At 70.5% G+C, this 21,820-nt stretch carries 17 protein-coding genes; 8 read left to right on the top strand and 9 right to left on the bottom strand.

Annotation, left to right across the window (positions count from 1 at the left end; all coding sequences use genetic code 11):
• The first annotated feature begins 94 nt into the window (after window positions 1-94).
• The 4 genes from acs to OHB21_RS24260 all read left to right on the top strand — a co-directional run bounded on the left by acs (window position 95) and on the right by OHB21_RS24260 (window position 3,895).
• On the top strand, window positions 95-2,047 hold the full coding sequence (acs, locus tag OHB21_RS24275; RefSeq protein WP_328436107.1) for an acetate--CoA ligase: 1,953 nt from the start codon (window positions 95-97) through the stop codon (window positions 2,045-2,047).
• A 173-nt stretch (window positions 2,048-2,220) separates the two neighbouring features.
• On the top strand, window positions 2,221-2,877 hold the full coding sequence (locus OHB21_RS24270; protein WP_067510768.1) for a hypothetical protein: 657 nt from the start codon (window positions 2,221-2,223) through the stop codon (window positions 2,875-2,877).
• A complete protein-coding gene (locus OHB21_RS24265; protein WP_067510820.1) occupies window positions 2,867-3,439 on the top strand; it encodes a DUF6529 family protein in 573 nt (190 codons plus the stop codon). The genes OHB21_RS24270 and OHB21_RS24265 overlap by 11 nt, the downstream gene beginning before the upstream one ends.
• Before the next feature lie 21 nt (window positions 3,440-3,460).
• Entirely contained in the window at window positions 3,461-3,895 is a 435-nt protein-coding gene (locus tag OHB21_RS24260) for a QcrA and Rieske domain-containing protein (RefSeq protein ID WP_084537815.1), read from the top strand.
• Between the two features lie 12 nt (window positions 3,896-3,907).
• Here the strand turns inward: OHB21_RS24260 and OHB21_RS24255 are convergent, their stop codons facing one another.
• The 3 genes from OHB21_RS24255 to OHB21_RS24245 all read right to left on the bottom strand — a co-directional run bounded on the left by OHB21_RS24255 (window position 3,908) and on the right by OHB21_RS24245 (window position 6,115).
• A complete protein-coding gene (locus OHB21_RS24255; RefSeq protein ID WP_067510769.1) occupies window positions 3,908-4,375 on the bottom strand; it encodes a VOC family protein in 468 nt (155 codons plus the stop codon).
• A gap of 79 nt (window positions 4,376-4,454) precedes the next feature.
• The gene (locus tag OHB21_RS24250) at window positions 4,455-5,177 is read right to left on the bottom strand and encodes a hypothetical protein (RefSeq protein WP_324192102.1); all 723 of its coding nucleotides are present in this window, start codon (window positions 5,175-5,177) and stop codon (window positions 4,455-4,457) included.
• Window positions 5,174-6,115, bottom strand: a complete 942-nt coding sequence (locus OHB21_RS24245) for a hypothetical protein (RefSeq protein WP_113975178.1) — start codon at window positions 6,113-6,115, stop codon at window positions 5,174-5,176. Before OHB21_RS24245 ends, OHB21_RS24250 begins: the two co-directional genes overlap by 4 nt.
• 112 nt (window positions 6,116-6,227) lie before the next feature.
• Between OHB21_RS24245 and lspA the strand changes: the two genes are divergently transcribed.
• The 3 genes from lspA to OHB21_RS24230 are packed head-to-tail and all read left to right on the top strand — an operon-like array spanning window position 6,228 to window position 8,657.
• Window positions 6,228-6,935, top strand: a complete 708-nt coding sequence (lspA, locus tag OHB21_RS24240; RefSeq protein WP_067510771.1) for a signal peptidase II — start codon at window positions 6,228-6,230, stop codon at window positions 6,933-6,935.
• Window positions 6,932-7,858, top strand: a complete 927-nt coding sequence (locus tag OHB21_RS24235; protein WP_067510772.1) for an RluA family pseudouridine synthase — start codon at window positions 6,932-6,934, stop codon at window positions 7,856-7,858. Before lspA ends, OHB21_RS24235 begins: the two co-directional genes overlap by 4 nt.
• Complete coding sequence (locus OHB21_RS24230) at window positions 7,851-8,657, top strand: hypothetical protein (RefSeq protein WP_324192105.1); 807 nt, start codon at window positions 7,851-7,853, stop codon at window positions 8,655-8,657. Before OHB21_RS24235 ends, OHB21_RS24230 begins: the two co-directional genes overlap by 8 nt.
• A gap of 11 nt (window positions 8,658-8,668) precedes the next feature.
• On the opposite strand, the gene OHB21_RS24225 is transcribed toward OHB21_RS24230, so the two are convergent.
• Entirely contained in the window at window positions 8,669-9,043 is a 375-nt protein-coding gene (locus OHB21_RS24225; RefSeq protein WP_067510773.1) for an SHOCT domain-containing protein, read from the bottom strand.
• A 239-nt stretch (window positions 9,044-9,282) separates the two neighbouring features.
• Here OHB21_RS24225 and OHB21_RS24220 point away from each other — a divergent pair, with 239 nt between their 5' ends.
• A complete protein-coding gene (locus OHB21_RS24220; RefSeq protein ID WP_195126248.1) occupies window positions 9,283-9,639 on the top strand; it encodes a hypothetical protein in 357 nt (118 codons plus the stop codon).
• A gap of 6 nt (window positions 9,640-9,645) precedes the next feature.
• On the opposite strand, the gene OHB21_RS24215 is transcribed toward OHB21_RS24220, so the two are convergent.
• Genes OHB21_RS24215 through OHB21_RS24195 form a run of 5 tightly spaced genes read right to left on the bottom strand, consistent with a single transcriptional unit; the run spans window position 9,646 to window position 21,810 of the window.
• Window positions 9,646-10,098 carry a nuclear transport factor 2 family protein gene (locus OHB21_RS24215; RefSeq protein ID WP_067510775.1) on the bottom strand — a complete coding sequence of 151 codons (453 nt, stop codon included), beginning with the start codon at window positions 10,096-10,098 and terminating at the stop codon, window positions 9,646-9,648.
• A 10-nt stretch (window positions 10,099-10,108) separates the two neighbouring features.
• Entirely contained in the window at window positions 10,109-11,506 is a 1,398-nt protein-coding gene (locus OHB21_RS24210) for a flavin-containing monooxygenase (RefSeq protein ID WP_067510776.1), read from the bottom strand.
• Window positions 11,507-11,508: 2 nt separating this feature from the next.
• Window positions 11,509-13,965 carry an SDR family NAD(P)-dependent oxidoreductase gene (locus OHB21_RS24205; protein WP_067510777.1) on the bottom strand — a complete coding sequence of 819 codons (2,457 nt, stop codon included), beginning with the start codon at window positions 13,963-13,965 and terminating at the stop codon, window positions 11,509-11,511.
• Between the two features lie 31 nt (window positions 13,966-13,996).
• Window positions 13,997-15,388, bottom strand: coding sequence for a cytochrome P450 (locus OHB21_RS24200; protein ID WP_067510778.1), 1,392 nt, complete (start codon window positions 15,386-15,388; stop codon window positions 13,997-13,999).
• Window positions 15,385-21,810, bottom strand: a complete 6,426-nt coding sequence (locus tag OHB21_RS24195) for an SDR family oxidoreductase (protein WP_195126249.1) — start codon at window positions 21,808-21,810, stop codon at window positions 15,385-15,387. Before OHB21_RS24195 ends, OHB21_RS24200 begins: the two co-directional genes overlap by 4 nt.
• Window positions 21,811-21,820 lie beyond the last annotated feature (10 nt).

Raw genomic sequence — 21,820 nt, 5'->3', positions numbered from 1 at the left:
AGACCGCCGCAACGGCGCGGCGCCGGCCGGGTCCCGGACATGTTCGGGACCCGGCCCCATCGCCGTTCTCACTGAAGTCGATAGGAGATAGAACGTGACCAGTGCGACCACCGACGATGTGCACACCCTCCCCGAGGCGTTCCCGTCGAGCCCCGAGTTCGCCGCGCAGGCCAACGCCGACGCCTCGCTCTACGCCGCGGCCGAGGCGGACCGGCTTGGCTTCTGGGCGGAGCAGGCCGGGCGCCTGCACTGGCATCGCCAGTGGGACCAGGTGCTGGACTGGAGCGACGCGCCGGTCGCGAAATGGTTCGTCGGCGGACAGCTCAACGTCGCCTACAACTGCGTGGATCGCCACGTCGCCGACGGGTACGGCGACAAACCCGCGATCCTGTTCGAAGGCGAGCCCGGCGACTCCCGCACGCTGACGTATCGCGATCTGCTGCACGAGGTTTCGCGCGCCGCGAACTACTTCACCGAACTCGGCCTGGTCGCCGGGGACCGGGTCGCGATCTACATGCCGATGATCCCCGAGGCGATCGTCGCGATGCTGGCCTGCGCGCGCCTGGGCCTCACGCACTCGGTGGTGTTCGCGGGCTTCTCCCCCGCCGCCCTGCGCCAGCGCGTGGACGACGCGGGCGCCCGGCTGATCGTCACCACCGACGGCCAGTACCGCCGCGGCGTGCCCACACCGCTCAAGACCGCCGTCGACGAGGCCCTGGGTGAGGACCTCTCGACCGTCGAGCACGTCTTGGTCGTGGCGCGCACGGGGATCGAGACGCCGATGCGTAAGGGCCGTGACCTGTGGTGGCACGAGACGGTCGCCGCCGCCTCCCCCGACCACGAAGCCCAACCCTTCGACGCCGAACACCCCCTGTTCATCCTCTACACCTCCGGCACCACCGGAAAACCCAAAGGCATCCTCCACACCAGCGGCGGCTACCTCACCCAAGCCGCCTACACCCACCACAACGTCTTCGACCACAAACCCGACACCGACATCTACTGGTGCACCGCCGACATCGGCTGGGTCACCGGCCACAGCTACATCGTCTACGGCCCCCTCGCCAACCGCGCCACCCAAATCGTCTACGAAGGCACCCCGAACACGCCGAACGAGCACCGGCACTTCGAGATCATCGAAAAGCACCGCGCCACCATCTATTACACGGCGCCCACGCTGATCCGCACGTTCATGAAGTGGGGCCCGGAAATCCCGGCGGCACACGACCTTTCGTCGCTGCGGCTATTGGGCTCGGTGGGCGAGCCGATCAACCCCGAAGCGTGGCGCTGGTACCGCCACCACCTCGGCGCGGATCGCGCGCCCGTGGTGGACACGTGGTGGCAGACCGAGACGGGCGCGATCATGATCTCCCCGCTGCCCGGCGTCACCGCCGCCAAACCCGGTGCGGCACAAGCACCCCTGCCCGGCATCGTCACCGCCGTGGTGGACGACGACGCGAATCCCTTGCGGCACGGCGAGACCGAGGCCAACGGCTACCTCGTCCTCACCGAACCCTGGCCGTCGATGCTGCGGGGCATCTGGGGCGACATGGACCGCTACCGCCAAACCTACTGGGAACGCTTCGCCGAACACGGCTGGTACTTCGCCGGCGACGGCGCCCGCCTCGACACCGACGGCGACCTCTGGGTCCTCGGCCGCGTCGACGACGTCATGAACGTCTCCGGCCACCGCCTCTCCACCGCCGAAATCGAATCCGCCCTCGTCGGCCACGCCGGCGTCGCCGAAGCCGCCGTCGTCGGCACCACCGACCCCACCACCGGCCAAGCCGTCGTCGCCTTCGTCATCCTCACCGCCGACACCCCCGACACCGGCCAACCCCTCATCGACGAGCTGAAAAACCACGTCGCCCACACCATCAGCCCCATCGCCAAACCCAAAACCATCCACATCGTCCCCGAACTCCCCAAAACCCGCTCCGGCAAAATCATGCGCCGACTCCTGCGCGACACCGCCGAAGGACGCCCCCTCGGCGACACCTCCACCCTCGTCGACCCCACAGTCTTCGAGGCGATAGCGCGCGGCTGACCCACCCCGAGGCGGTGTACTCGATCCATGAGGGGGATCGAGTACACCGCCTTCCCCTCTCCGCACCGGGCGCATTGAACCGCCGCCCGCGTCCGCTCGTAATACCCACGGAGGCGACCCCCAGCCCGGGTCGCCGGTCGTGGCCGTGCGCGGCCGGATAACGAGGAGATCCCATGAAACGTCTCGGGCCGTGGCTCACCCTGGTGGCGGTGGCCGTGCTCGGTCTCGTGCTGGTGGCGGTCAATATGTCCCAGGAACCCGAGCCGGCGACGGCGAGCACGAATTCCCCTGCCGCGCCGGCGACTTCGGCACCGCCCAGCACCTCGGCGCCGCCGGAAGCGCCCACCGCGCGCTTCCCCGACTCCGCCGACTACGTGGGGCCGGTGCCGTTGGCGTCGGGCGGCACGCTCACGCTGGCCATCACCGTGGCGGGCCCGCGGGCCATCGCCTACGCCTGCGACGGCGCCACCGTCGAGTCCTGGTTGCAGGGTGAGGCCACCGACGGCGCGCTGACCCTCACCGGCCGCAACGGCGCGACCCTCACCGGCCGGCTCGCGGAGGGAGACGTACGCGGTGAGCTGGTCGTGGACGGCAAGCGGTGGGCGTTCACCGTGGCTCCCGTCGCGCCGCCCGCCGGGCTCTACGTCTACTCCGCGAGCGGTTCGCGGCAGAGCTGGATCGTGGACGGCGCGGGCGGCGTCACCGGCGTTCGCCGCGGCCCCGACGGCGGCACGTCCCCCGCGCCCGCGCTGGCCGCCGACGGGTCGGCCGTCATCGACGGCGTCCGGGTGGCGGCCACCAGGGTGAGCGGTGGCGACGATGTCAACTGACGGTCACCCCGCTGCCGCGCGCCCGAACGCGGCGTCCACCCTGGCCGTGGTCGTACCGGTGCTGATCGGCGCGGCCGTCGCCCTGCTGCTCGGTGTGTACGCGAAAGTCCATGAGCCGCGGTTCTTCTCGGTGAACGTGGCCGGGTTCTCCAGTCCGACCGCGGTCAAGGCCTGGCTCGGCACGGTGGCGGCGGCGCTGGCGCTGGGCCAGGTGTTCTCGGCGTTCGCCCTCTACGGGCGCATCCCCGCGCTGCGCGGCGCGGCCTGGCTCGGCACCGCACATGTCTGGTCGGGCCGGCTGGCGGTGCTGGTGAGCGTGCCGGTGGCCGTGCACTGCCTGTACGCCCTGGGCTTCGGGGACTACGACACCCGCGTGCTCGCGCACTCGACACTCGGCTGCTTCTTCTATGGCGCGTTCGTCGCCAAGATGCTGCTGCTGACACGAAAAGGGCTGCCCGGCTGGGTGATTCCCGTCGCCGGCGGCCTGGTGTTCACCGGTCTGATCGGCATCTGGCTCACCTCCTCGCTCTGGTTCTTCCAGAACAACGGCCTCGTCTTCTGAATCCCCCGAACGGAGTTCGTCATGAACCCTCGCAATCCGATACTCGACCGCCGCACCGTCGTGGCGGGGGCGGGCGCGCTCGCGACCGCCGCCGCGCTGGCGGCCTGCACCACCTACGGGGAGGGCGGTTCGGCCGAACCACCCGCTCCCGCACCGGCTCCCGGCCCCGGGGGCGGGCCGCCGGTGCTCGCGAAGACCGCCGACGTGCCGGTGGGCGGCGGGGTCGTCGTGGGCGACACCGTGGTCACCCAGCCGACGGCGGGCACGTTCGTCGGTCTGGACAGCCGCTGCACGCACGCGGGCTGCCGGGTGCGGGAGGTGTCGGGCGGCACCGTCAACTGCGCGTGCCACGGCAGCGCGTTCGCCCTCGACGGGGCGGTCGTCACCGGCCCGGCGACGCAGCCGCTGGCGACGAAAGCGGTACGCGTGGAAGGTGACTCGATCGTCGCCGGGTGATCCGGGGCCGCATCAGGATTCGCCGGAGAACGCGGTCATCCTGCGGTCCATCTCTTCCGGGTCGACGTCCTCGATGTGGGTGGCCACCGTCCACCGGTGGCCCCACGGATCGAGGAAGGTGCCGCTGCGATCGCCGTAGAACTGCGTGGTGACGGGCTCGACCTCGGTCGCACCGTCGGCCAGGGCCGCGGCGAAGGCGGCGTCCGCGTCGGGCACGTACACGTTCAGCTTGACCGGCGTGCCGCCTACGGTCTTCGGGTCGAAGAACGTCGCACCCTCGTAGGGGTCGCCGAGCATGACGACCGAATTGCCGAACAGCAGTTCCGCGTGCGCGATCTTGCCGTCGGGCCCCGGCATGCGCATGCGCTCGGTGGCGCCGAACACTTTCTTGTAGAACTCGATGGCCTCGGCCGCGCCGTCGATCGCCAAGCCGGGCGACACGACCGGATAGCCTTCCGGAACCGGTGACACATCGGACATCGGAGACCTCCCATCGGTGGTGGGTCGGATACCCCGAGCCTAGGCCCGCCGCGTCCCCGGCACCGGCGGTTCGGCGCGATCAGGGGCCGAGGATGCCCTGGAGGCGCCGCACCTGCGCGTCGGTGAGATCGCTCAGCAATCCGGGGTCGACGGTCTCGGGCGCGGACACCGCGATCTGCGCCAGCGTGGGCCCCACCTGCACCACCGTCACCAGCGAAACCAGGGTCAGGCCCTCGCTGGTGGTGCGGACCTGATAGGAGGCCGACGCGTCCCCGGACTTCGGCTGGTCGAGGGCGCCCACCCGGTACTCGATGGCGATCTCGTCGGCATCGGTGCCCCGGTAGGAAGTGCACCGGCGCAGCTGCTCCTGCACAGCGGTGAACGCGGGGGCGACGCGGTCGGGGGCGAAGGTCGCGGCGTCGATGTCGATGCTGGAGAAGTCCGGGCCGCTGTAGGCGATCCCGGTCGCCGTGACGGGATCGGGCGTCTGCGCCGCGATCGAGGACATCACCCGCCCGCATTCGGCGGGTTCGGTGTCCGCGACCGTGGTCAAGGCGGCTTGCCCGGGATTCACCCGCCGGTCGTGGACGGCGGTCATACCGTCGGGGAAATCGCTGATCGAGAGCAGGTGGGAGATCAGCACGTTCTCGTCGGTGATCGGCCGCGTGTGCGCCGGCGCGGCCGCGACGACCGGCCCGAACTCCGGCAGGCCGGGCGCGGCCGCGCTCTGATCCTCGTCCGGGAAGCCGCATCCGGCCAGCAGCACCGCGCCCGCCGCCGCGAGCAGAGCCCCGCGCCTCACTCCGCCCACGACACCTGCGTGGTGATGGACTGGCGCAGCTTGCTGACGGCGCTGCGGTCGCTGTAGGACTGGTGGCCGCCGACCGTGATCGACCCGGCCACCGGCAGCGGCAGGCCCAGGTCGACGGTGATGGTGCCGGTGCCCTCCATCACGTAGTCCTCGATGTGCAGGGTGCCGGTGTCGTTGGGCAGCGTCCACACCGACGAGCGCGGCGTCTGCGTGACGTGCAGTTCGATGGTGAGGCGGTCGCCCTCGCGCCGGGTGAGCGTCGCGGTGGTGATCTGGTCGAGCATGACGCCGCCGGTCACCTGCTGGTGCACCGTCCACACCGCGCCCTCGCCGACCGGCTCCACCGGGAACATGATCGACCGGTAGACCGCCTGGTAGAACGCCTGCTCGAGGGCGGCGCGGGCGGAGTTGGAGGTGTCGGGCGAAGGCGCCAGGCGCAGCGCGGTGATCGCGCCGTCGTCGCTGAGATCGAAACCGGCGTGCGAACCGTCGGCGGCGGTGAGCGCCTTGTTCAGCAGCGGGTCGGGGGTCGTGACGGCACCCAGTACCAAGTCCACGCCCTCGGCGCTGGCCCGCGCCGTCATCGGGATGGTGAGCGCGGGCGTGGAGAAATCGCGCGCGGGCTCGTCGTTGATCCGCTGTTCGATGCGGTGTTCGGTGCGCAGCGTCACCTGCTGGGTCACGCCCGCCGTGAACGTGGGGCGCAGCACGGCCAGCGGCTCGTCGCCCGGCGTCACCAAGGTGGCGGCGGCAGCCGAGATCGGCACGGTCACTTCCTTGCCGAGGCCCAGCGGCTCGGTGCTGTCGGTCGTGGCAGGGGCCTCCGCGTCTTCCGAGCAGCCGACGCCGAAGGCCGAGAGCCCGAGTGCGAGCACCACGAGCAGCGCACCCGGGCGGACGAACCGGGGCAGGTGGGTAGAAGACAACACCGTCACGAGCAACAGAGTACGACCGCTTCCTGAGCGGAGGCTGGGACCTTCCTTACGCGCGCCGCGGGACACGCACCAGGAGGCGCGGCGCGGCGTGGCGGGCCCTCGAGAGATGATGATCGGCGTGAGTGACGACCGGCCGCCCGAGGAAACCACCCCCGCCCCCGCGCAGGCGCAGCCCCCGCTGCGGCTGCGCACCCTGCTGATCATCGCCGCGGTGGTGCTCGCCTTCGACCTGCTCACCAAGATCGCCGCGGTGGCCTGGCTCACCCCTGGCGACCCGGTGTACCTGATCGGCGACTGGGCACGGCTGAGCCTGGTGCGCAATCCGGGCGCGGCGTTCTCCATGGCCACGGGCATGACGTGGCTGCTCACGCTGATCGCGGCCGCCGTGGTGATCGGCGTGATCCGCATCGGCCGCACGCTGCGTTCGCTGTGGTGGGCGATCGGCCTCGGCCTGATCCTGGGCGGCGCGTTCGGCAACCTCATCGACCGGCTGTTCCGCGCCCCCGGCCCGTTCCAGGGTCACGTGGTGGACTTCGTCGCGATCGGCTGGTACCCGGTGTTCAACGTCGCCGACTCCGGCGTGGTGTGCGGCGCGATCCTGTTGGTCGTGCTCACGCTCTTCGGTTTCGAGCCGAACGGCACGCGCACCGGTCGCGACACCGAGCCCGAAGACCAGGTCCGTACCCAGGACCGAGGTCCCGAACCGGAGCGGGAGAACCCCGACACCGATGGCGGCGATCCCCCGCCCGGCCTGACGAAGAACTCCGACGACTCCACCGCGCGGTCGCGCACCGGGGAGGGGAACGCGGCGTGAGGGAGACCAGGACCATGCCCGTCCCCGACGGGCTCGACGGCATGCGGGTGGACGCGGGACTCTCCCGGCTGCTCGGACTCTCCCGCACTGCCGTCGCGGCGCTGACCGCCGAGGGTTCGGTGCAGTTGGACGGCGTGCCCGCGGGCAAATCGGACCGGCTCACGGCGGGCGCGTGGCTGGAGGTGGAGTTCCCGGAGCCCGAGCGGGAGCTGACCATCGAGGCCGCGCCGGTCGAGGGCATGAAGATCCTCTACGCCGACGACGACATCGTCGCCGTCGACAAGCCGGTCGGCGTCGCCGCCCACACCGGCGTGGGCTGGACCGGGCCGACCGTCGTGGGCGGGCTGGCCGCCGCCGGCTATCGCATCTCCACGTCGGGGGCGCACGAGCGGCAGGGCATCGTGCACCGGCTCGACGTCGGCACCTCGGGGGTGATGGTGGTGGCGCAGTCCGAGCACGCCTACACGGTGCTCAAGCGCGCCTTCAAGCAGCGCACCGTCGACAAGCGGTATCACGCGCTGGTGCAAGGACATCCGGACCCGAGCAGCGGCACCATCGACGCGCCGATCGGCCGCGCGCGCGGCAACGACTGGAAGTTCGCCGTCACCGCCGACGGGCGGCCCAGCATCACGCACTACGACACGGTGGAGGCGTTCCAGTCGGCGAGCCTGCTCGACATCCACCTGGAAACCGGCCGCACCCACCAGATCCGGGTGCACTTCTCCGCCATCCGCCACCCGTGCTGCGGCGACCTCACCTACGGCGCCGATCCCAAGCTGGCGCAGCGGCTGGGGCTGGAAAGGCAATGGCTGCACGCCCGTGCGCTCGGATTCCATCATCCGGCCGACGGACGGTGGCTCGAGATCACCAGCGAGTACCCCGACGATCTGAAGCACGCGCTGGACGTCCTGCGGGATGCGTGAGGACGCGTCCGGCGGTCCCGAGGCGAGCGGTGCCGGGCATGGACCGAGCAATTCGGTGCGGGCGGAGGACGTAACACCGATCGGCGACGGTGAATCCGGACCCATCGACGCGGAGTCGTGGGGTCCTTCCGCGCGCGCTCGGGTGCTGCGTGGTGCGCCGGCGGGTGTCGCGGTGGTGGCGCTGATCGGACTTCTCGTCGCGCTGGGCGTCGCGATTCCGCCGCGCGAACTCGGCGTCGGCACCGACCGCCTCGGCCCGGACCATGGCGAACGAGTCGGCGACTATCTCGACCGAGCCCGCGCCTCACTGTCCGGCGACCACACCGAAACCCGGTGGGCCCTGATCACTTTCGGCGAACCCCTCGCCTCGCACCAGATCCCCGACCACACCGCGGGTCTCCGCGTCGCCCAGGTTCTCTATCGAGTTCCGTTGCCCCGCGTGCAGACTCCGCTCGTCACCGTCGCGGTCCCCTCCACCGACGTGGCCGCGACGAACTCGTCCCGCTGGGCGGCGGGCGCCCTCCAGGCCGAACTGGATCTCGGCACAGACCCCGAATCCCGCTACACCGCAACTCTTTCGGCATCCGCAGCCCGCCTGCGCGCCGACTGCGCCTGCGTCGTCGGGGTGATCGTCCGAGGCCCCCTCCCGCCCTTGCGCACCCTGCTGGACGACCCGACCGTCCGCGCGGTCGAAGCTCTCCCCGCCGACGCCACCACCTTCGCCGTGACGCCGCTACTGCCCGACCACACGGACGTGGTCGGCCCCGGCCCCGACGACGGGCCGGTTCCGGTGCCCTGAGCGCTCGCGGGTCAGCCGAGCGCCTTGGCCTTCAGCCTGTCGAACTCATCCGCCGAGATCGTCCCCTCGTCGAGGAGCTTCTTGGCGGCGGCGATCTGCGAGGCGGGGTTGGTACCCGCCGTGGTGCGGATGTAGTCCTCCTCGGCGGCCTGGACCTGCTTCGCGGCCGCCATCGACCGCTCGGCCATGCCTTTACCGCGCGTGATCAAGTAGACCAGCGAGGTGATCAGCGGGAAGAGGAACAGGCACACGACCCAGAGCGCCTTCACCCACCCCGAGGTCTCGTGATCGCGAAAAAGGTCGCTGAGGATATAGAACAACAGTAACAAGTAGGCGACGAACGCGAACGACACCACGATCAGCCACAGCACTTCCCATACCGACATCGATCCACCTCGATCATCTCGGTTCGAAATCACCGCCCGGGCGCGGGCGACCCGCCGAACGTAACCCGGTCCGCGCCCGGCGGGAATCATCCGATTCGGGTGATTGACGCACCGGAATCGCGCTCCCCCGGGCAGGCGCCTCGGGCGGATTCCCCCGAACGGGTGACGGTGGAAAGCCCCGGCCGCCCTCGAGTAGTTCTGCGCAGCCGCCGGGCCGCCCGCTCGGCCAAGCTGGACCCATGACGAACACACCGGCCACCAAGCCTCCGATCCGCACCTGGGATGCCGTGTCCGCCATCGTGCTGTACTCCGTCGCCGCCACGCTCGGCCTGTTCGCCGCCTACATCACCGCGTTCTTCGCCATGGCCACGGATTCGTGCTTCGCCGAGAGCGGCTGCCGCGAGGACCTGGTCCTGCCCGCGATGTTCGTCTCCTGGGGCGGCATCGCCCTGGCCGTCTTCGGCATCCCGATCATGATGCTCGTCGCGGCCACCAAACGGTGGCCGCTGTGGGGTTGGGGCGTGCTGGCGATCGCCCTGGTCCTGGCCTCGTTCTTCAGCGGCCTCGCCATCGTCGAACGGGTCACCCCGGCCTAGCCGGCGTCAGGTCGTAATGGGCGGGGCGGTGGCGTCCTCCACGCCCTGTTTCGCGAGGGTTTCCAGGATCGCGGAGAGTTTCACCGTGTCGCAGTAGATCCACAGGCCGTGGACCTTTCCCCAGCGCAGCTCGATGATGTGGACACCTTCGTTGGTGTAGCGGGTGCCCTCGCGGTCGGTGAGGGAGTCGGTCCAGCGGACGGTGGCGAAGGTCTTCCACGGGCCGCCGGCGACGGCGAGGTCGGTGATGGTGAACGCCAGGTCGGGGAGGAGGGTGGCGAGGCGGTCGTACCAGCGGGTGATGTCGGCGGTGCCGCGGCGGCCACCGCCGAGCGCGTGGTCGCCGGAGAACCAGTGCTCGGCGGTGGGGGCGAACTGCGCCACGACGGCCGGATAGTTCCCCCGATTCACCTGTTCGAACGTGTCGCGCAGGCGCTGTTTCACAATGTAGTGATACATGATCCGAATTCTAGTGGGAGTGCACCTCTTCCGCGCGGCGAGCCGACGCCGGCGCGGGCACGAACAGGCGTTTGGCCAATTTCCGCATACGACGGCGGAAGCTCACGTGTTCGACCTGGATCCAGTGCCGTTCGGAGTCGTAGAAATCGATGCCGCCATTGAGTTTCGCGCCGAGCATCGGATCGGCCTTCTCGCGCCGGAACTTCGCGATGCGCTGGGGTGCGGTGCGCGACAGGTAGAGGTAGCGCGCCATGACCTGTGCCTGGTTCTCCATGATCGGCCAGGTGCCGGTGGAGGTCTGGAAGTACCCGATGACGTAGAGGTTGTCGTAGTCGGGGTGGTAGGCGTGCAGGTGCAGACGCGGGATGTTGTCGCCCCAGTTGAGGTGCTTGCGGTCGATGAACGGGAACTCCGCCTGCCGGAATCCGGTGGCATACACGATCACATCGATCCGCTCCGTGGTGCCGTCGCTGAATCGCACGGAATCACCGCACAATTCGGCGATCTCCGGCTTGACACCGATATCGCCGTGGTCGAGGTGATACAGCAGCGTCGAGTTCAACACGAAATGCTCTTCGAGCAGTTTGTGTTCCGGCTTCGGCAGCCCGTAGCGGGTCAGCGGCCCGACACTGTTGACGCGCAGCAGCGGTTTGCCGAAGAAGCGCGTGATCGGCCGCGGCATCCGGAATTTCAGCAGGAACTCGTAGAACACGTCGGTCGGGAATCCGAAGAGGTACTTGGGCCAGATATAGAGCCCGCGCCGCACGCTCAGGAAGGTCGCTTCGGCGTTCTGCCCGGATTCCACCGCGATGTCGCAGCCGGAGGTTCCGCACCCCACCACCAGAACCCGCTTGCCGCGCAACACGTCCGGATCCTTGTAGTCCGACGAATGCAGGATGAGCCCGTCGAACTGTCCGGGGTGCTCGGGGAAGCGAGGTGACCAGTTGTGCCCGTTGGCGATCACGAGCCCGGCGTAGCGCCGCACCTGCGTGCCGTCGGGCCCGTCGAGGGTGACGATCCAGTCGGGGCTGCCGTCCTCGCGGTCCACCCACGTCACGGTGGTCTCGAACTCGATGCGATCGAGCACGCCGAAATGTTCGGCGTAGGACCGCAGGTAGGCCAGCGCGTGCCGCTGCCCGAGGTAGGTCGGGTAGTCGCGCGGGATCGGGAAGTCGGAGAACTCGATGAACGGTTTCGAGGTGATGAGGTGGATGGAGCGGTAGGCCGCGCTGCTGGGACCGCGGTAGTTCCAGGTGCCGCCCACCTCGTCGGCGCGCTCGAGCACGTCGACGTCGACGCCGTATTCCAGGAGGTTCTTGGCGGCGGTGAGGCCGGCCGCGCCCGCCCCGATCACGCAGTACCGGTCGCCGCGGTCGAGCACGGCGGGTCGTTCGACGGTGGTGGTCATGTCTATGCGTCCTCGGTGAAGTAGGGGCGGCGCAGGATGATTCGAGGTTCGCCGCCGGAGGTGCGGGCGATCCAGTCGTCACCGTCGGCGAGGACGACGCCCGCCGATCCCGAGTTCGGGGCGGGCACATCGATCGACGGGACGCACAGGCGGCGCGCGCGAGCCGGAGCCTGGCGCATCCACACGCCGCGCACCAACGTCTCCAGCTGGTTGAGGGGCAGTTCGGGACGCGGCGTCGGGGTGATCGCGACCAGGTCGGCCATGCGATCGGCGGTCACGTCGGCGAACCAGCGGCCGCTGCCCGCTTCGACCGTCCAGCGCCCGAGCCGGAAGGCCTGCCCCGCCCACTGGGGCGTGCCCGCGGCTACCGATGTGTCTGGTTCAGGAACCGAAACCTGCTGTTGGGCACCGGGTTCCGCGCCGTACCACAGCGTGGCCGCCGCGACGAACACCCCGTCCGCGCGGGTGAGGGTGGTGCGCACCGCCCACCGCTTGTCCTCGGTCCACCCGCCCGTGGCGTGGGCGTGCCAGCGGACCGGGATCCGATCCAGGCGCAGTGCCGCGAGGTCCACCACCACGTCCCGCAGGGCGGTGATCGGCTTCTCCTGCCCCTCGGGCTGCACCCAATCACCCAGGGAGCGCAAGTATTCCAGCACCATGCTCACCGGCACGGCGGGCGCGCCCCCGACGCGGAAGTCCGTGCAGCACGGCACCATTCCGGGGTCGATCTCCAGGGCGGACTCGATCAGCTTGCCGCTCGCGAACTTCAGCGGCAGGCCGAGGAAGAGCACCCGGTTCACCAGTCCGTCCACGGCCGAGAGCTGCGCGCTGGGCGGATAGCCGCGCAGCAGGGTGGGCAGCAGCGCCTTGCCGAACTCACCGACGAACGTCCGCTCCCCCGACTCCCCCGCCAGGATCTCGCGGTGCCAGTGGTATAGCCCTTCTTCGACATTGATGGCCGACATATATGCCAGCGTCGCTTCGAAGTTCGTGATGATGCCCAGCCGCTCCCAGGTGGGCCAGCACATCGTGGTCACCGGAACCCGCAGGGAGCGGCCGGGTTGCGGCCCGTCGGCCGCCGCCCACAATCCGATGCGCGCGAGCGCGTCGTTGGCCGCGCCGTATTCGAGCTGGCCGACCATCCCGCCCCAGCGCCCGGCCAGCGAGCCCGCGATATTGAAGAACCGCAGCGGTTTCGTCTCGTCCAGCGCCGCGAGCAGGTTCATCAATCCGACGACCTTCACCGACACGGTGCGCCGGATGTTCTCCGTCTTCTTGGCGGGCAACCGCACGGGCGTGTCGACACCGGCGTTGTGCACCACGCCGACCAGGCGCGGTCCGGCCGAATCCAGCAGCGCGCGTACCTGTTCCGGATCGGCCACATCGCACTGCCGGTAGACGATGTCGAGCCCTTCGGCTTTCGCCGCTTCCAGTCGCTGCCAGAGCTCCCGGTCCCAGCGCGCCCTGGACAGCTTCGCCCGCACCTCGGGCAGCGTGCCGGTGCCCGCCGCGTCGATGAGCCTGCGGTCGCGATAGGCGCGAAAGTCTTCGTCGGACAGCTTGTTCAGTGCGTTCGACGGGTCGGGCGCCGCGGCGCGCCCGCTGATGACGACCGTGCAGCCGTGCGCCCGGCACAGCGCCTGCGCGAGCGCGAATCCGATACCGCGCCCGCCGCCCGACATGACGATGACGTCGCCCGCGTCGATCTCGATCCGCGGCATCGGCACATCGACGCGGTCCGCGACCAGGGTGTGGCGTTTGCCGTCGGCGTGGCCGATCTCGAAGTAGCCCCAGCGGTAGAGCTCGCGGCAGATCAGGCCGGCCGCGGCGGCGTCCAGCGGCGCGACATCCGGCCCGCCCGAGGGCAGGTCGACCACACGCACGTTCACGTTGTCGAATTCGCGCGGCAGGCTCTTCGCCAGCCCCGCCCAGAGCCCGCCCAGCGGCTGCCCGATGGTGCCGCCGCCGAAGCCGTGCCTGCCGTCCATGCGGGTGACGGCGAGGTAGAACAGGCGCTCGCCGTCGGTCTCGGCGTTCCAGTCGGGGAAGATCTCCTTGAGTACGCCCACCGTCTGGAGGAAGGCGGGCTCCCAGGCGTAGCGCCGCGAGATATCCATGGACGCTTCGAGATTCAGATCGATGATGCCGTCGAGCCGTCCGGCCGCACGCACAAACGCCGCCGCGTCGGTCTCCGCGCCGTCCGCCGGCGGGGCGAGCCGGAACACCTGCGCCCCGGCGGCGCTCAGCGCGCCCTCGACCACCTCGGCCGAGGCCGCGCTGCCGCCCAGCAGGGCGACGCGGCGGCCCGCCAGGCGCGGGCTCGGCTCGGCCGGGGTGCTCTCGATCTGGGTGGGGCGCCAGAGGAATCGGCCGGTCGGCAGCACCGAGCGATCGGCGGGATAGTCGACGGCCGGTAAGTGGGGGACGACGCGGGGCGGGGCCTGTTCGATGGTGGTCATCGCTACCTCGGGATTCTGGTGGGCCTGCGGATCAACGGGTGCGCGGGGTGAGGCGCAACCGGATGCCGTCGGCGGGGCGCAGCGACACCAGCGTCGCCAGGTCGGTGGTGGTGCCGGGCACGGTCTCGATCCGGAATCGGGACACGATCATGGCCAGCGTGAGGTGGGTTTGCAGCAGCGCCATGCTGTTGCCGATGCACTGGCGCTGGCCGCCGCCGAACGGGAAGAAGGCGAACTTGGGCCGTTTGGTCTGCTGGGCCGGGTCGAACCGGTCGGGGTCGAAGCGGGTGGGTTCGGTCCAGAAGTCCGGATGCCGGTGCGTCACGTAGGGACTCAGGAACAGGCACTCCCCCGCCGGAATGTGCCAGCCGTCCACCAGATCGTCGGCGACGGCCTCGCGCGGATACACCCAGATCGGCGGGTGCAGGCGCAGCGTCTCGTCGGTGACCATCTTGGTGTACTCGAGCTTGGCCACATCGGCGAGTTCTGGTGCGCGACCGCCGAAGACGGCGTCCACCTCCTCGAACATGCGCTCCTGCGCGTCGGGGTTGGCCGCGAGTTCATAGAGGGCCCAAGCCAATCCGGTGCCGGTGGTCTCGTGGCCCGCCATGAACACCGTCATGAGTTCGTCGCGGACGTTCTCGTCGGTGAGCGGCCGCCCGGTCTCCTCGTCCTCGGATTCCAGCAGCAGGTTCACCAGATCGGGGCGGCCGGCGTGGTCACCCTCGCGGTGCGCGGTGATGATGCGCGTCACCACGTCGTACATGGTGTCGCGCGCCGCCGCGACCCGCCGGTTGTACGGGAACGGCAGCCAGCTCGGCAGCAGTTGAACGACGGTGCCGCGGAACACCATCGCCTCGATGGCGGTCTGCATCGCGACACCCACCGGCTCCTGGTGGGGCTCCAGGTCTGTGTCGAACATGATGCGGCCCAGGGCGCCCAAAGTGATTCGCATCATGTCGGGCACCACGTCGCCGCCGCTGTCGTCGCGGCCCGGACCGTGCCCGGCCGACTCCCAGCGCTCCAGCACCTCGGCGGTGGCCGCGACCATGGTGTCGGCCATGGCGTCGATCGCGGACCGGTGGAACAGCGGGTTGACGATCCGCCTGCGGGTGCGCCATTCGGCGCCGTCGGTGGTGAGCAGCCCCAGACCCATGAAGATCTTGAACCGCTCGTAGCCGATGCCGCGAATGTAGTTGGCGTTATTGTCCTGGAGGACGTGCTTGACCGCTGTCGGGTGGTAGGCGAGGTTCGCGGTGAGCAGCCCCAGAGGCAGGCGCACCATATCGCCGTACTCGCGGCGCAGATCGTCGAACAGTCGAGGGGCGTTCTGCTGCAACGCTTTCACGTTGCCCGGGATCCGGTGGGCGCCGAGCGGGCCCGGGGGCACCTTGCCGAGGGCGGTGGGGGTGATCGTCGTCATGCCAGTTGCTTCCTGCCGTTGCGGAGGTCGTCGAGTCCGGGCGCCGGGACGCCGAGGTCGAGGTGGCCGATCAAGGCCCAGTCGAGTTCCTTGAGGGTCAGCATGATCCGGCCGTCGGGATGCACCGCCGTGAAGCGGTTGCCCGAGCCCGCGCCCTCCCCTTCGTCCGGGAGGACGGCGTAGAGCTGGACCGGTCCGGCGCGGCCCGCCAGCGCGTCGTTGGTGTGTTCGTAGAGGTCGAGCCTGCCGATCCGCAGCGGCGCGGCCACCGGGATCGTGCCGTCGGCGCCGTCGGCGAGCACGCCGGTGCGCAGCAGCCCGTCCAGCAGGACGGTCGGCACGCGGAAGCGGGAGAACACGGCATCGCCGGGCTCGAGCCGCAGCGTGTAGGCGCTGCGTTTCCCGGTGGGGTGCAGCCTGGTGTCGGCGGTGGAGACGAACGGGCCGGTGAGCGAAACCGGCGAGGCCGGATGGTGGTACGGGTCGACCGCCGGTGTCTCCTCGGCCGCGAACCAGTCCGTCCAGCGGGGCGCGGCGGGCAGCACGGTGGCCATCAGCACGTCGCTGGTGAAGTGCAGTTTGTCGCGCACCAGCACCATGCCGTTCGGGGCGATGACGTCACCGGTGACGGTGACCGCGACCCGCGCCTGCCCGAGATCGGGCCGCCACTCGGTGACTTCGGCGCGAATCCGTTTCACCAGTGGCCCACCGGTTTCCGGCACCTTCAGGAAGTGGTGGAAGGTGAGATCCTCGAGGGCGTAGACGCGCAGGCCGGGGACCAGCGCGGCGGCCGCCTCGAACGCGATCTCCGCGACGAACGCCCCCGGCAGCGTCGGGGCGCCGTTCACCCGGTGGTCGCGCAGGTATCCGTCGCGCTCCAGATCGAAGGTGCGCTCGAACACCGCCCACGGGCGGTCCTCCACCACCCCCGCGTCCACGCGCCGGTCCAGGTAGAACGGGCGCGGGCTGGCGGGCAGGAAGCCGGGCAGCAACGCGTCGACCGCGCCGTACTCCGCCGTGCCGAGATGCGCCACGTAGGGCCGGGATTCGCACGACTGCAACTGGCGCAGGAAGTGTTGCGCGCCTTCGTCGTTGGACATGTTGGAGTACTGGCCGCTCTTGTCGAAGTAGGCCTTGGTGAGCTCGTTCGCGCCGAGACCCACCTCGCCCCACAGCGTCCAGCCGACGGTGAACTCCGACCGACCGCCCACCTGGGCGCGGAACAGCGCCGCCGTGCCGAGGAAGTCGTTCGCCGAGGCGTAGTCCACCTCGCCCACCTGGCCGGTGACGCCGAGCAGCGAGCCGAAATTGCACCACAGGCGCGGCGGGTGCGCGGCGAGCGCGGTCGCGAGATGGGTGTAGCCGAGCAGTTTGATGTCGCGGATGCGGCGGAACTCGGCGAACTCCTTCGCGCCGATCGGGGCGGAGCGGTTCAGCCCTGCCGCGTTGACGAGGAGGTCGATCTTGTTCTCCGCGGCCAGGATTCGCGCCATGGTGTCGCGCACCGCCGTGGGATCGGTGATATCGCACGGCAGATACGTCACGGCCGCCGCGCCCGCCGCCTCGATGCGGCGCACGTTGGCGCGCACCGTGCGGATGTTGCCGATGCGCTGGAACTCGGCGTTGATCCGCGCCGGGGTCAGTTCGGGCGCCTTGGCCTTGCGTTCGCGCATGTATTCGCGTTTGGCGGAGGCGAATTCGGCATCGCTCATCGCCAGGTAGGCGGCGGGCGCCTCGTCGATCGCGCTGCTGCCGAGCAGGTAGAAGCGGCCGCCGTAGCTGCGGGCGGTGGCGATCATGAGTTCGGTGGTGATGCCGCGCGCGCCGCCGACCGCCACGATCACCGAGTCACGCTCCAGCACCGGGGTGTTCTCGGTTTCGTCGGCGACCACGGTGAGGCGGCTCGCCATGCGGGTGCCCGCCGCGTAGTAGGCGATCGGAAGTCCGCGCTCCAGCATGGATTCCGCCTCCGCCTCGGCGATCGCGCCTGGCAGATCGCGGTCGGTGGCCAGCGCGAAGGTGAGCCCGCGCGGGTGCTCGAGGTGGGCGACCTTCGTGAACCCCGTGAAGAGGCCGACATACGGGTGCGGGGTCGCGCCGGTCATGGCGCGGGTCAGCACGGTGATGCTGCTCGCGCCCGGCTGGGCCAGCGCCTCGGTGCGGAACTTGGCTACCAGGAACAGCAGGTCGTGCAGCACCGCGATCCCGGCCGTGCGCTGGTCGGAGACGCCGTCGGCGGCGGGCTCGGCGGGCAGGGCCGTGACGACGCGCAGGTGCCGCAGCTGCGCGCGCGGATCGTGCGTGTCCAGCAGGGACGCCACGGTTTCCGGCGTGACCTCCGAGACGTGCACGACGCCCGGCCTGGCTGTCCACGCCTGGGTCGGCAACGCGGCGACGGAGAACACCGTGACGCTGTCGGGGACGCCGGCCGCGGCGAGTTCGCCGGGGCAGTCGGTGAGGACGAGGGTCGGCGCGTCCGGCCAGAACGAGACCGGCGGGCGGACGACGACACCGGGCTCGGCGAGCAGGTGCCAGGCGTGCACGTCGACGCGGGTGGGTTCGGGGGCGGTCGCGGACGTGACAGTGCTTGCGCTGGAGGCGGACTCGCGGCTCGAACCGGGCACGGTCTCGGCATCGTGCGCGGAAACGGCCGCCGCGGCGGGAGCACCCGCGCGATGCTCCGATGTGGCCGACTCGGCCGCGGGCACCGGGGCAGCCGCCGCCGTACGCCGTGACCCGGGCTCGATCGCCTCCGATCCGGCGGCGACCGCGACGTCACCGGGCACGGCGCTGGGCTCGGTGACGACGGCCGCCGGGCCACTCACCCGGACGAACTGGTCGGAGGCCGCGACGCCGCCGCGGCACGCCACCACGGCGACGCCCGACTCCCCCACCGACGTCAGCGCGGACAGCAGCCCCACCGCGCCTTCGCCGCCGAGGAAACTCGCCGCCCGCCCCGCGGCGCGGGCGCCGCATTCAACACCGGCACCCGCTCCCCCGACGCCGGTTTCGACGTAGCCGAGCACCGGCAGGCCCGCCGCGGTCGCGGTCTGCTCGGTGGTGACGGCCAGCAGGAACGCGCCCTCGGCCAGGACCGCGTCGGCGGGCAGTTCGGCGGCCAGCAGTTCCCGCTGCTCCGGCGTGGCGTTGCCGTTGATGCCGCCGATCAGCGCGACGGTGAGCTCCCCGGCGCGCAGGTAGCGGCCCGCCACGTCGAGCGCGGTGATCGCGGAGGTGAATCCGGTGTCCACGGTCATGTTCAAACCGTTGAGGCCGAAGTAGTTCGCCACGCGCGCCGGGATGACGTTGGGCATCATGCCGGGAAACGTGTCCTCGCTGGACGGCGGAACGAGACCGGTGATGTCGGCGGCGATGTCGCCGAGCACGTCATCGAGCCAACCCGCCGCCGCGAGTTCGGGATCGGCGCGCAACGCCAGGGCGACGTCGTCGAGGTAGCAGCGGGTCGCGTAGAGCGTCGCGTTGCGCGTGCCGCCGTAATGCCCGAGCAGCACACCGGTGTCACGCGCGTTGGCCGTCCAGAAGTCGCCGAGCTGCTCCCGAATCCGCTGGGCCGAGCGCAGAATCATCAACTGACACCGGTCGATCGCCCGCATGGTGCGCGGCGGAATCTTCACCTCTTTGATGGTGGGCAGCGGGTAGGCGTCGCCGAACCCGGTGGGCGCGGCCGGATCGGCCAACCACGCGTCGATATCGGGCGCACCGGGCACGTGCGAGGACACCGCGATCACGGCGAGTCGCGTGGAAACCCCTGCGGGCTCGGTCTTTCCGTTCGCCATGACGTTGTTCCTCGGGACAGGGGTGGTCGGCGGCATGGGAAGCGCCGACGAGCCGTTCGGCATGTCAGCGTGTTCGGCGGTTCTCGGCTCGGGTGTCGCGAACTCCGCACTCGCGGAACCGGATTCACTGCCGTGGGGCGCAGCAGCTGGACCACCGACGGTCGAACCGTTCGTCGCGGGCCGTGTGGAGACGGCCGTGGAGTGGCCCGTAACCGCGTGCGCACCAGCGCTGTTCGACACGGGATGGGGCGCGGCGGCTCGAACCGCACCGGCCGGCGCGAGGTCTTCGGCGGTGGGTTCCTGGATGACCAGGTGGGCGTTCGTGCCGCCGAAGCCGAAACCGGAAATGGCGGCGATGCGGGGAGTGTCGCGCTTCGGCCAGGCGACGGTGTCGGTGGGAATGCTCAGCGAGCAGGTGTCGAGCTGAAACTCGGCGGGCGCCTCGCTGAAGCGATGCTGGCGCGGGATGGCGTCGTGCTCCAGGCCGAGTAGCACCTGGATGAGCGAGGAGGTGCCCGCCGCCCAGCCGGTGTGGCCGATGACCGATTTGTTCGAGGTCACCTGCACCGGCGGGCCGTCGAGAGTGGTGCGCAGCGTGGTGAATTCGGCGATGTCGCCCGCCTTGGTGCCCGTGGCATGGGCGACCACCCAGTCGGGGATCACGCCGTCCATGCGGGTGTCGGCCTGGGCGCGGCGAATGGCGAGTTCCTGACCCGCGGCGCTGGGCGCGTAGATCGCCTTGCCCTTGCCATCGGAGGAGCTGCCGAAGGCCTTGACGGTCGCCAGGATTCGGTCACCGTCGGCCTTGGCCCGGCTCAGCCGCTTGAGCACGACGGTGGCGGCGCCGTCGGAGAACAGCACGCCGTCGCTGGTCTTGTCCAGCGACCGGACCTCGCCGCGCGCCGACAACCCGTTCAGCTTGCCGAACAGCACCGAGCCGCGCGGGCCCACCGCGAACGCCCCACCGCAGACGGCGATGTCGTGCCGCCCCTCCAGCAGGCCCTTGATGCCGATGTCCACCGAATACAGCGAGGACGAGCACGCGGTGTCGACCATCATGAGATCGGTGTCGGCGGGCAAGATCCCGTCGATCGCGCCGTATCCCACGCGGTGCGGGAAGAACCGCTCGGCCTCCCCCACGCTGCGCGGATACCGTTCGCGCAGCACCGATTCCGCGTGTGCGAGCAGGTGTTCGGCATCGGCGACCCCGCGCTTGGTCAGCGCGGCGCGCATCCGCTGGAGCACACCCGAGACGACCGTCGCCTCCTCCAGGTACTGACTGCCGTCGGCCGTGTAACCGGCCTGGAAGCTGCACCGGTCCTCCGGACGTCGCCGCACACCGTCGAGCGCCTGCAACACCGAGTGCCGCAACCACAGCGTGGTGGACTCGAGCGCGTCCGGCGCGCGACCGGAGGCGCGCAGTTCCTCGGCCAGTTGCGGATGCGGCACGAAGTCGGTGATGAAGGCCGAGTGCCGCGAGTACGACTTGTCCTCCGCGGCCTTGTCGGGCGAGTAGAAGCTGTCGTTGTCCCACCGACCCTCCGGAACCGGCATGAAACGTTCGGCGCCCTCGACCAATTCGGCCCAGTACTCCTCCGGGGTGTTGGCCCCGGAGACCGTGAGGCCCATGCCGACGATGGCGATCACGTCGTCGTCGGGGTCGACTGTCTCCGGCACCGGTGCGGCCGTATCCGCCACCAGCGCGGCCGACTCCGGCACGCCCGCCTCCGCCACAGGTACACCACCGGAAGCCGGATCGGCTGCCGGAACCTCGCTCGTGACAGCGGAGTTCGTCCCGGAGGCCTCGACCTCGTCCGGAATCCGCTCCACGGCAACGGCATCCGCCGGTGGCGACAGCAATGCGTAGCCCGTCGACAGCCCGCCGTCGGCCAGGACGGTCTGCCCGGTGATCCAGGACGCGCGCGGGCTCACCAGGAACGCGACGACCTCCGCGAACTCCTCCGGTGTGCCGAGGCGGCGCAGCGGGGTGGCCGCGATGGTCGCCCGCTGCATGGCCTCGGCGTTCGGGAACTTGTCCGCCACCGGGCTTTTCAGCATTCCGGCGGCGGCGGTGTTCACCCGGATGCCGAGCGGCGCGTAGTCCACCGCGAGATACCGCGTCATCGCCTCCACGGCGGCCTTCGCAGGCCCGCACGCGAGGTAGTTCGCCATGACGAATTGACCGCCGCCGAGGGTCGAGACATTGACGATGGCCGCGCCCGACCTGCCCGCCATGAGTCCCGCCGCCAGGCGCGCGCAACCGAGCCCGCCCTTGAGGTTGGTGTCGAGGGCGCGGTCGATCATGGCGTCCTCGACGTCCTCACTCGCGGCGAGCCTGCCGTCGGCGGCGTTGTTCACCAGGATGTCGAGTCCGCCGAACTCCCTGGCGATCTCCTCGAACATCGCCTCCCGCTGGCGCGGCTGCGCCACCGACGCCCGGATCACGTGGGCGCGCCCACCGCGCCGCGCGATCTCGGCCGCGGTCTCGCGCGCCTCGGCGGGCGAACGGAAGTGATTGATCACCACCGTCGCCCCCTCGGCCGCGAGCCGCAGCGCGATCACGCGGCCGACGTTGCGCGCGCCCCCGGTCACGAGCGCGATCTTGCCGGTCAATTCTCCGGTCACGGCGCACCGT

The organism is Nocardia puris (genome assembly GCF_036051655.1).
Classification (GTDB): domain Bacteria; phylum Actinomycetota; class Actinomycetes; order Mycobacteriales; family Mycobacteriaceae; genus Nocardia; species Nocardia puris.
Note: the sequence above shows the minus strand (reverse complement) of the source record. Positions and strands in the feature narration are given on the sequence as shown.

What these genes read in the sequence shown, in the direction of transcription:
- OHB21_RS24270 (WP_067510768.1), top strand. Translation starts at nt 2,221, where the DNA reads ATGAAACGTCTCGGGCCGTGGCTCACCCTGGTGGCGGTGGCCGTGCTC.
- OHB21_RS24265 (WP_067510820.1), top strand. Translation starts at nt 2,867, where the DNA reads ATGTCAACTGACGGTCACCCCGCTGCCGCGCGCCCGAACGCGGCGTCC.
- OHB21_RS24260 (WP_084537815.1), top strand. Translation starts at nt 3,461, where the DNA reads ATGAACCCTCGCAATCCGATACTCGACCGCCGCACCGTCGTGGCGGGG.
- OHB21_RS24255 (WP_067510769.1), bottom strand. Translation starts at nt 4,375, where the DNA reads ATGTCCGATGTGTCACCGGTTCCGGAAGGCTATCCGGTCGTGTCGCCC.
- lspA (WP_067510771.1), top strand. Translation starts at nt 6,228, where the DNA reads ATGATGATCGGCGTGAGTGACGACCGGCCGCCCGAGGAAACCACCCCC.
- OHB21_RS24230 (WP_324192105.1), top strand. Translation starts at nt 7,851, where the DNA reads ATGCGTGAGGACGCGTCCGGCGGTCCCGAGGCGAGCGGTGCCGGGCAT.
- OHB21_RS24225 (WP_067510773.1), bottom strand. Translation starts at nt 9,043, where the DNA reads ATGTCGGTATGGGAAGTGCTGTGGCTGATCGTGGTGTCGTTCGCGTTC.
- OHB21_RS24220 (WP_195126248.1), top strand. Translation starts at nt 9,283, where the DNA reads ATGACGAACACACCGGCCACCAAGCCTCCGATCCGCACCTGGGATGCC.
- OHB21_RS24215 (WP_067510775.1), bottom strand. Translation starts at nt 10,098, where the DNA reads ATGTATCACTACATTGTGAAACAGCGCCTGCGCGACACGTTCGAACAG.
- OHB21_RS24210 (WP_067510776.1), bottom strand. Translation starts at nt 11,506, where the DNA reads ATGACCACCACCGTCGAACGACCCGCCGTGCTCGACCGCGGCGACCGG.
- OHB21_RS24205 (WP_067510777.1), bottom strand. Translation starts at nt 13,965, where the DNA reads ATGACCACCATCGAACAGGCCCCGCCCCGCGTCGTCCCCCACTTACCG.
- OHB21_RS24200 (WP_067510778.1), bottom strand. Translation starts at nt 15,388, where the DNA reads ATGACGACGATCACCCCCACCGCCCTCGGCAAGGTGCCCCCGGGCCCG.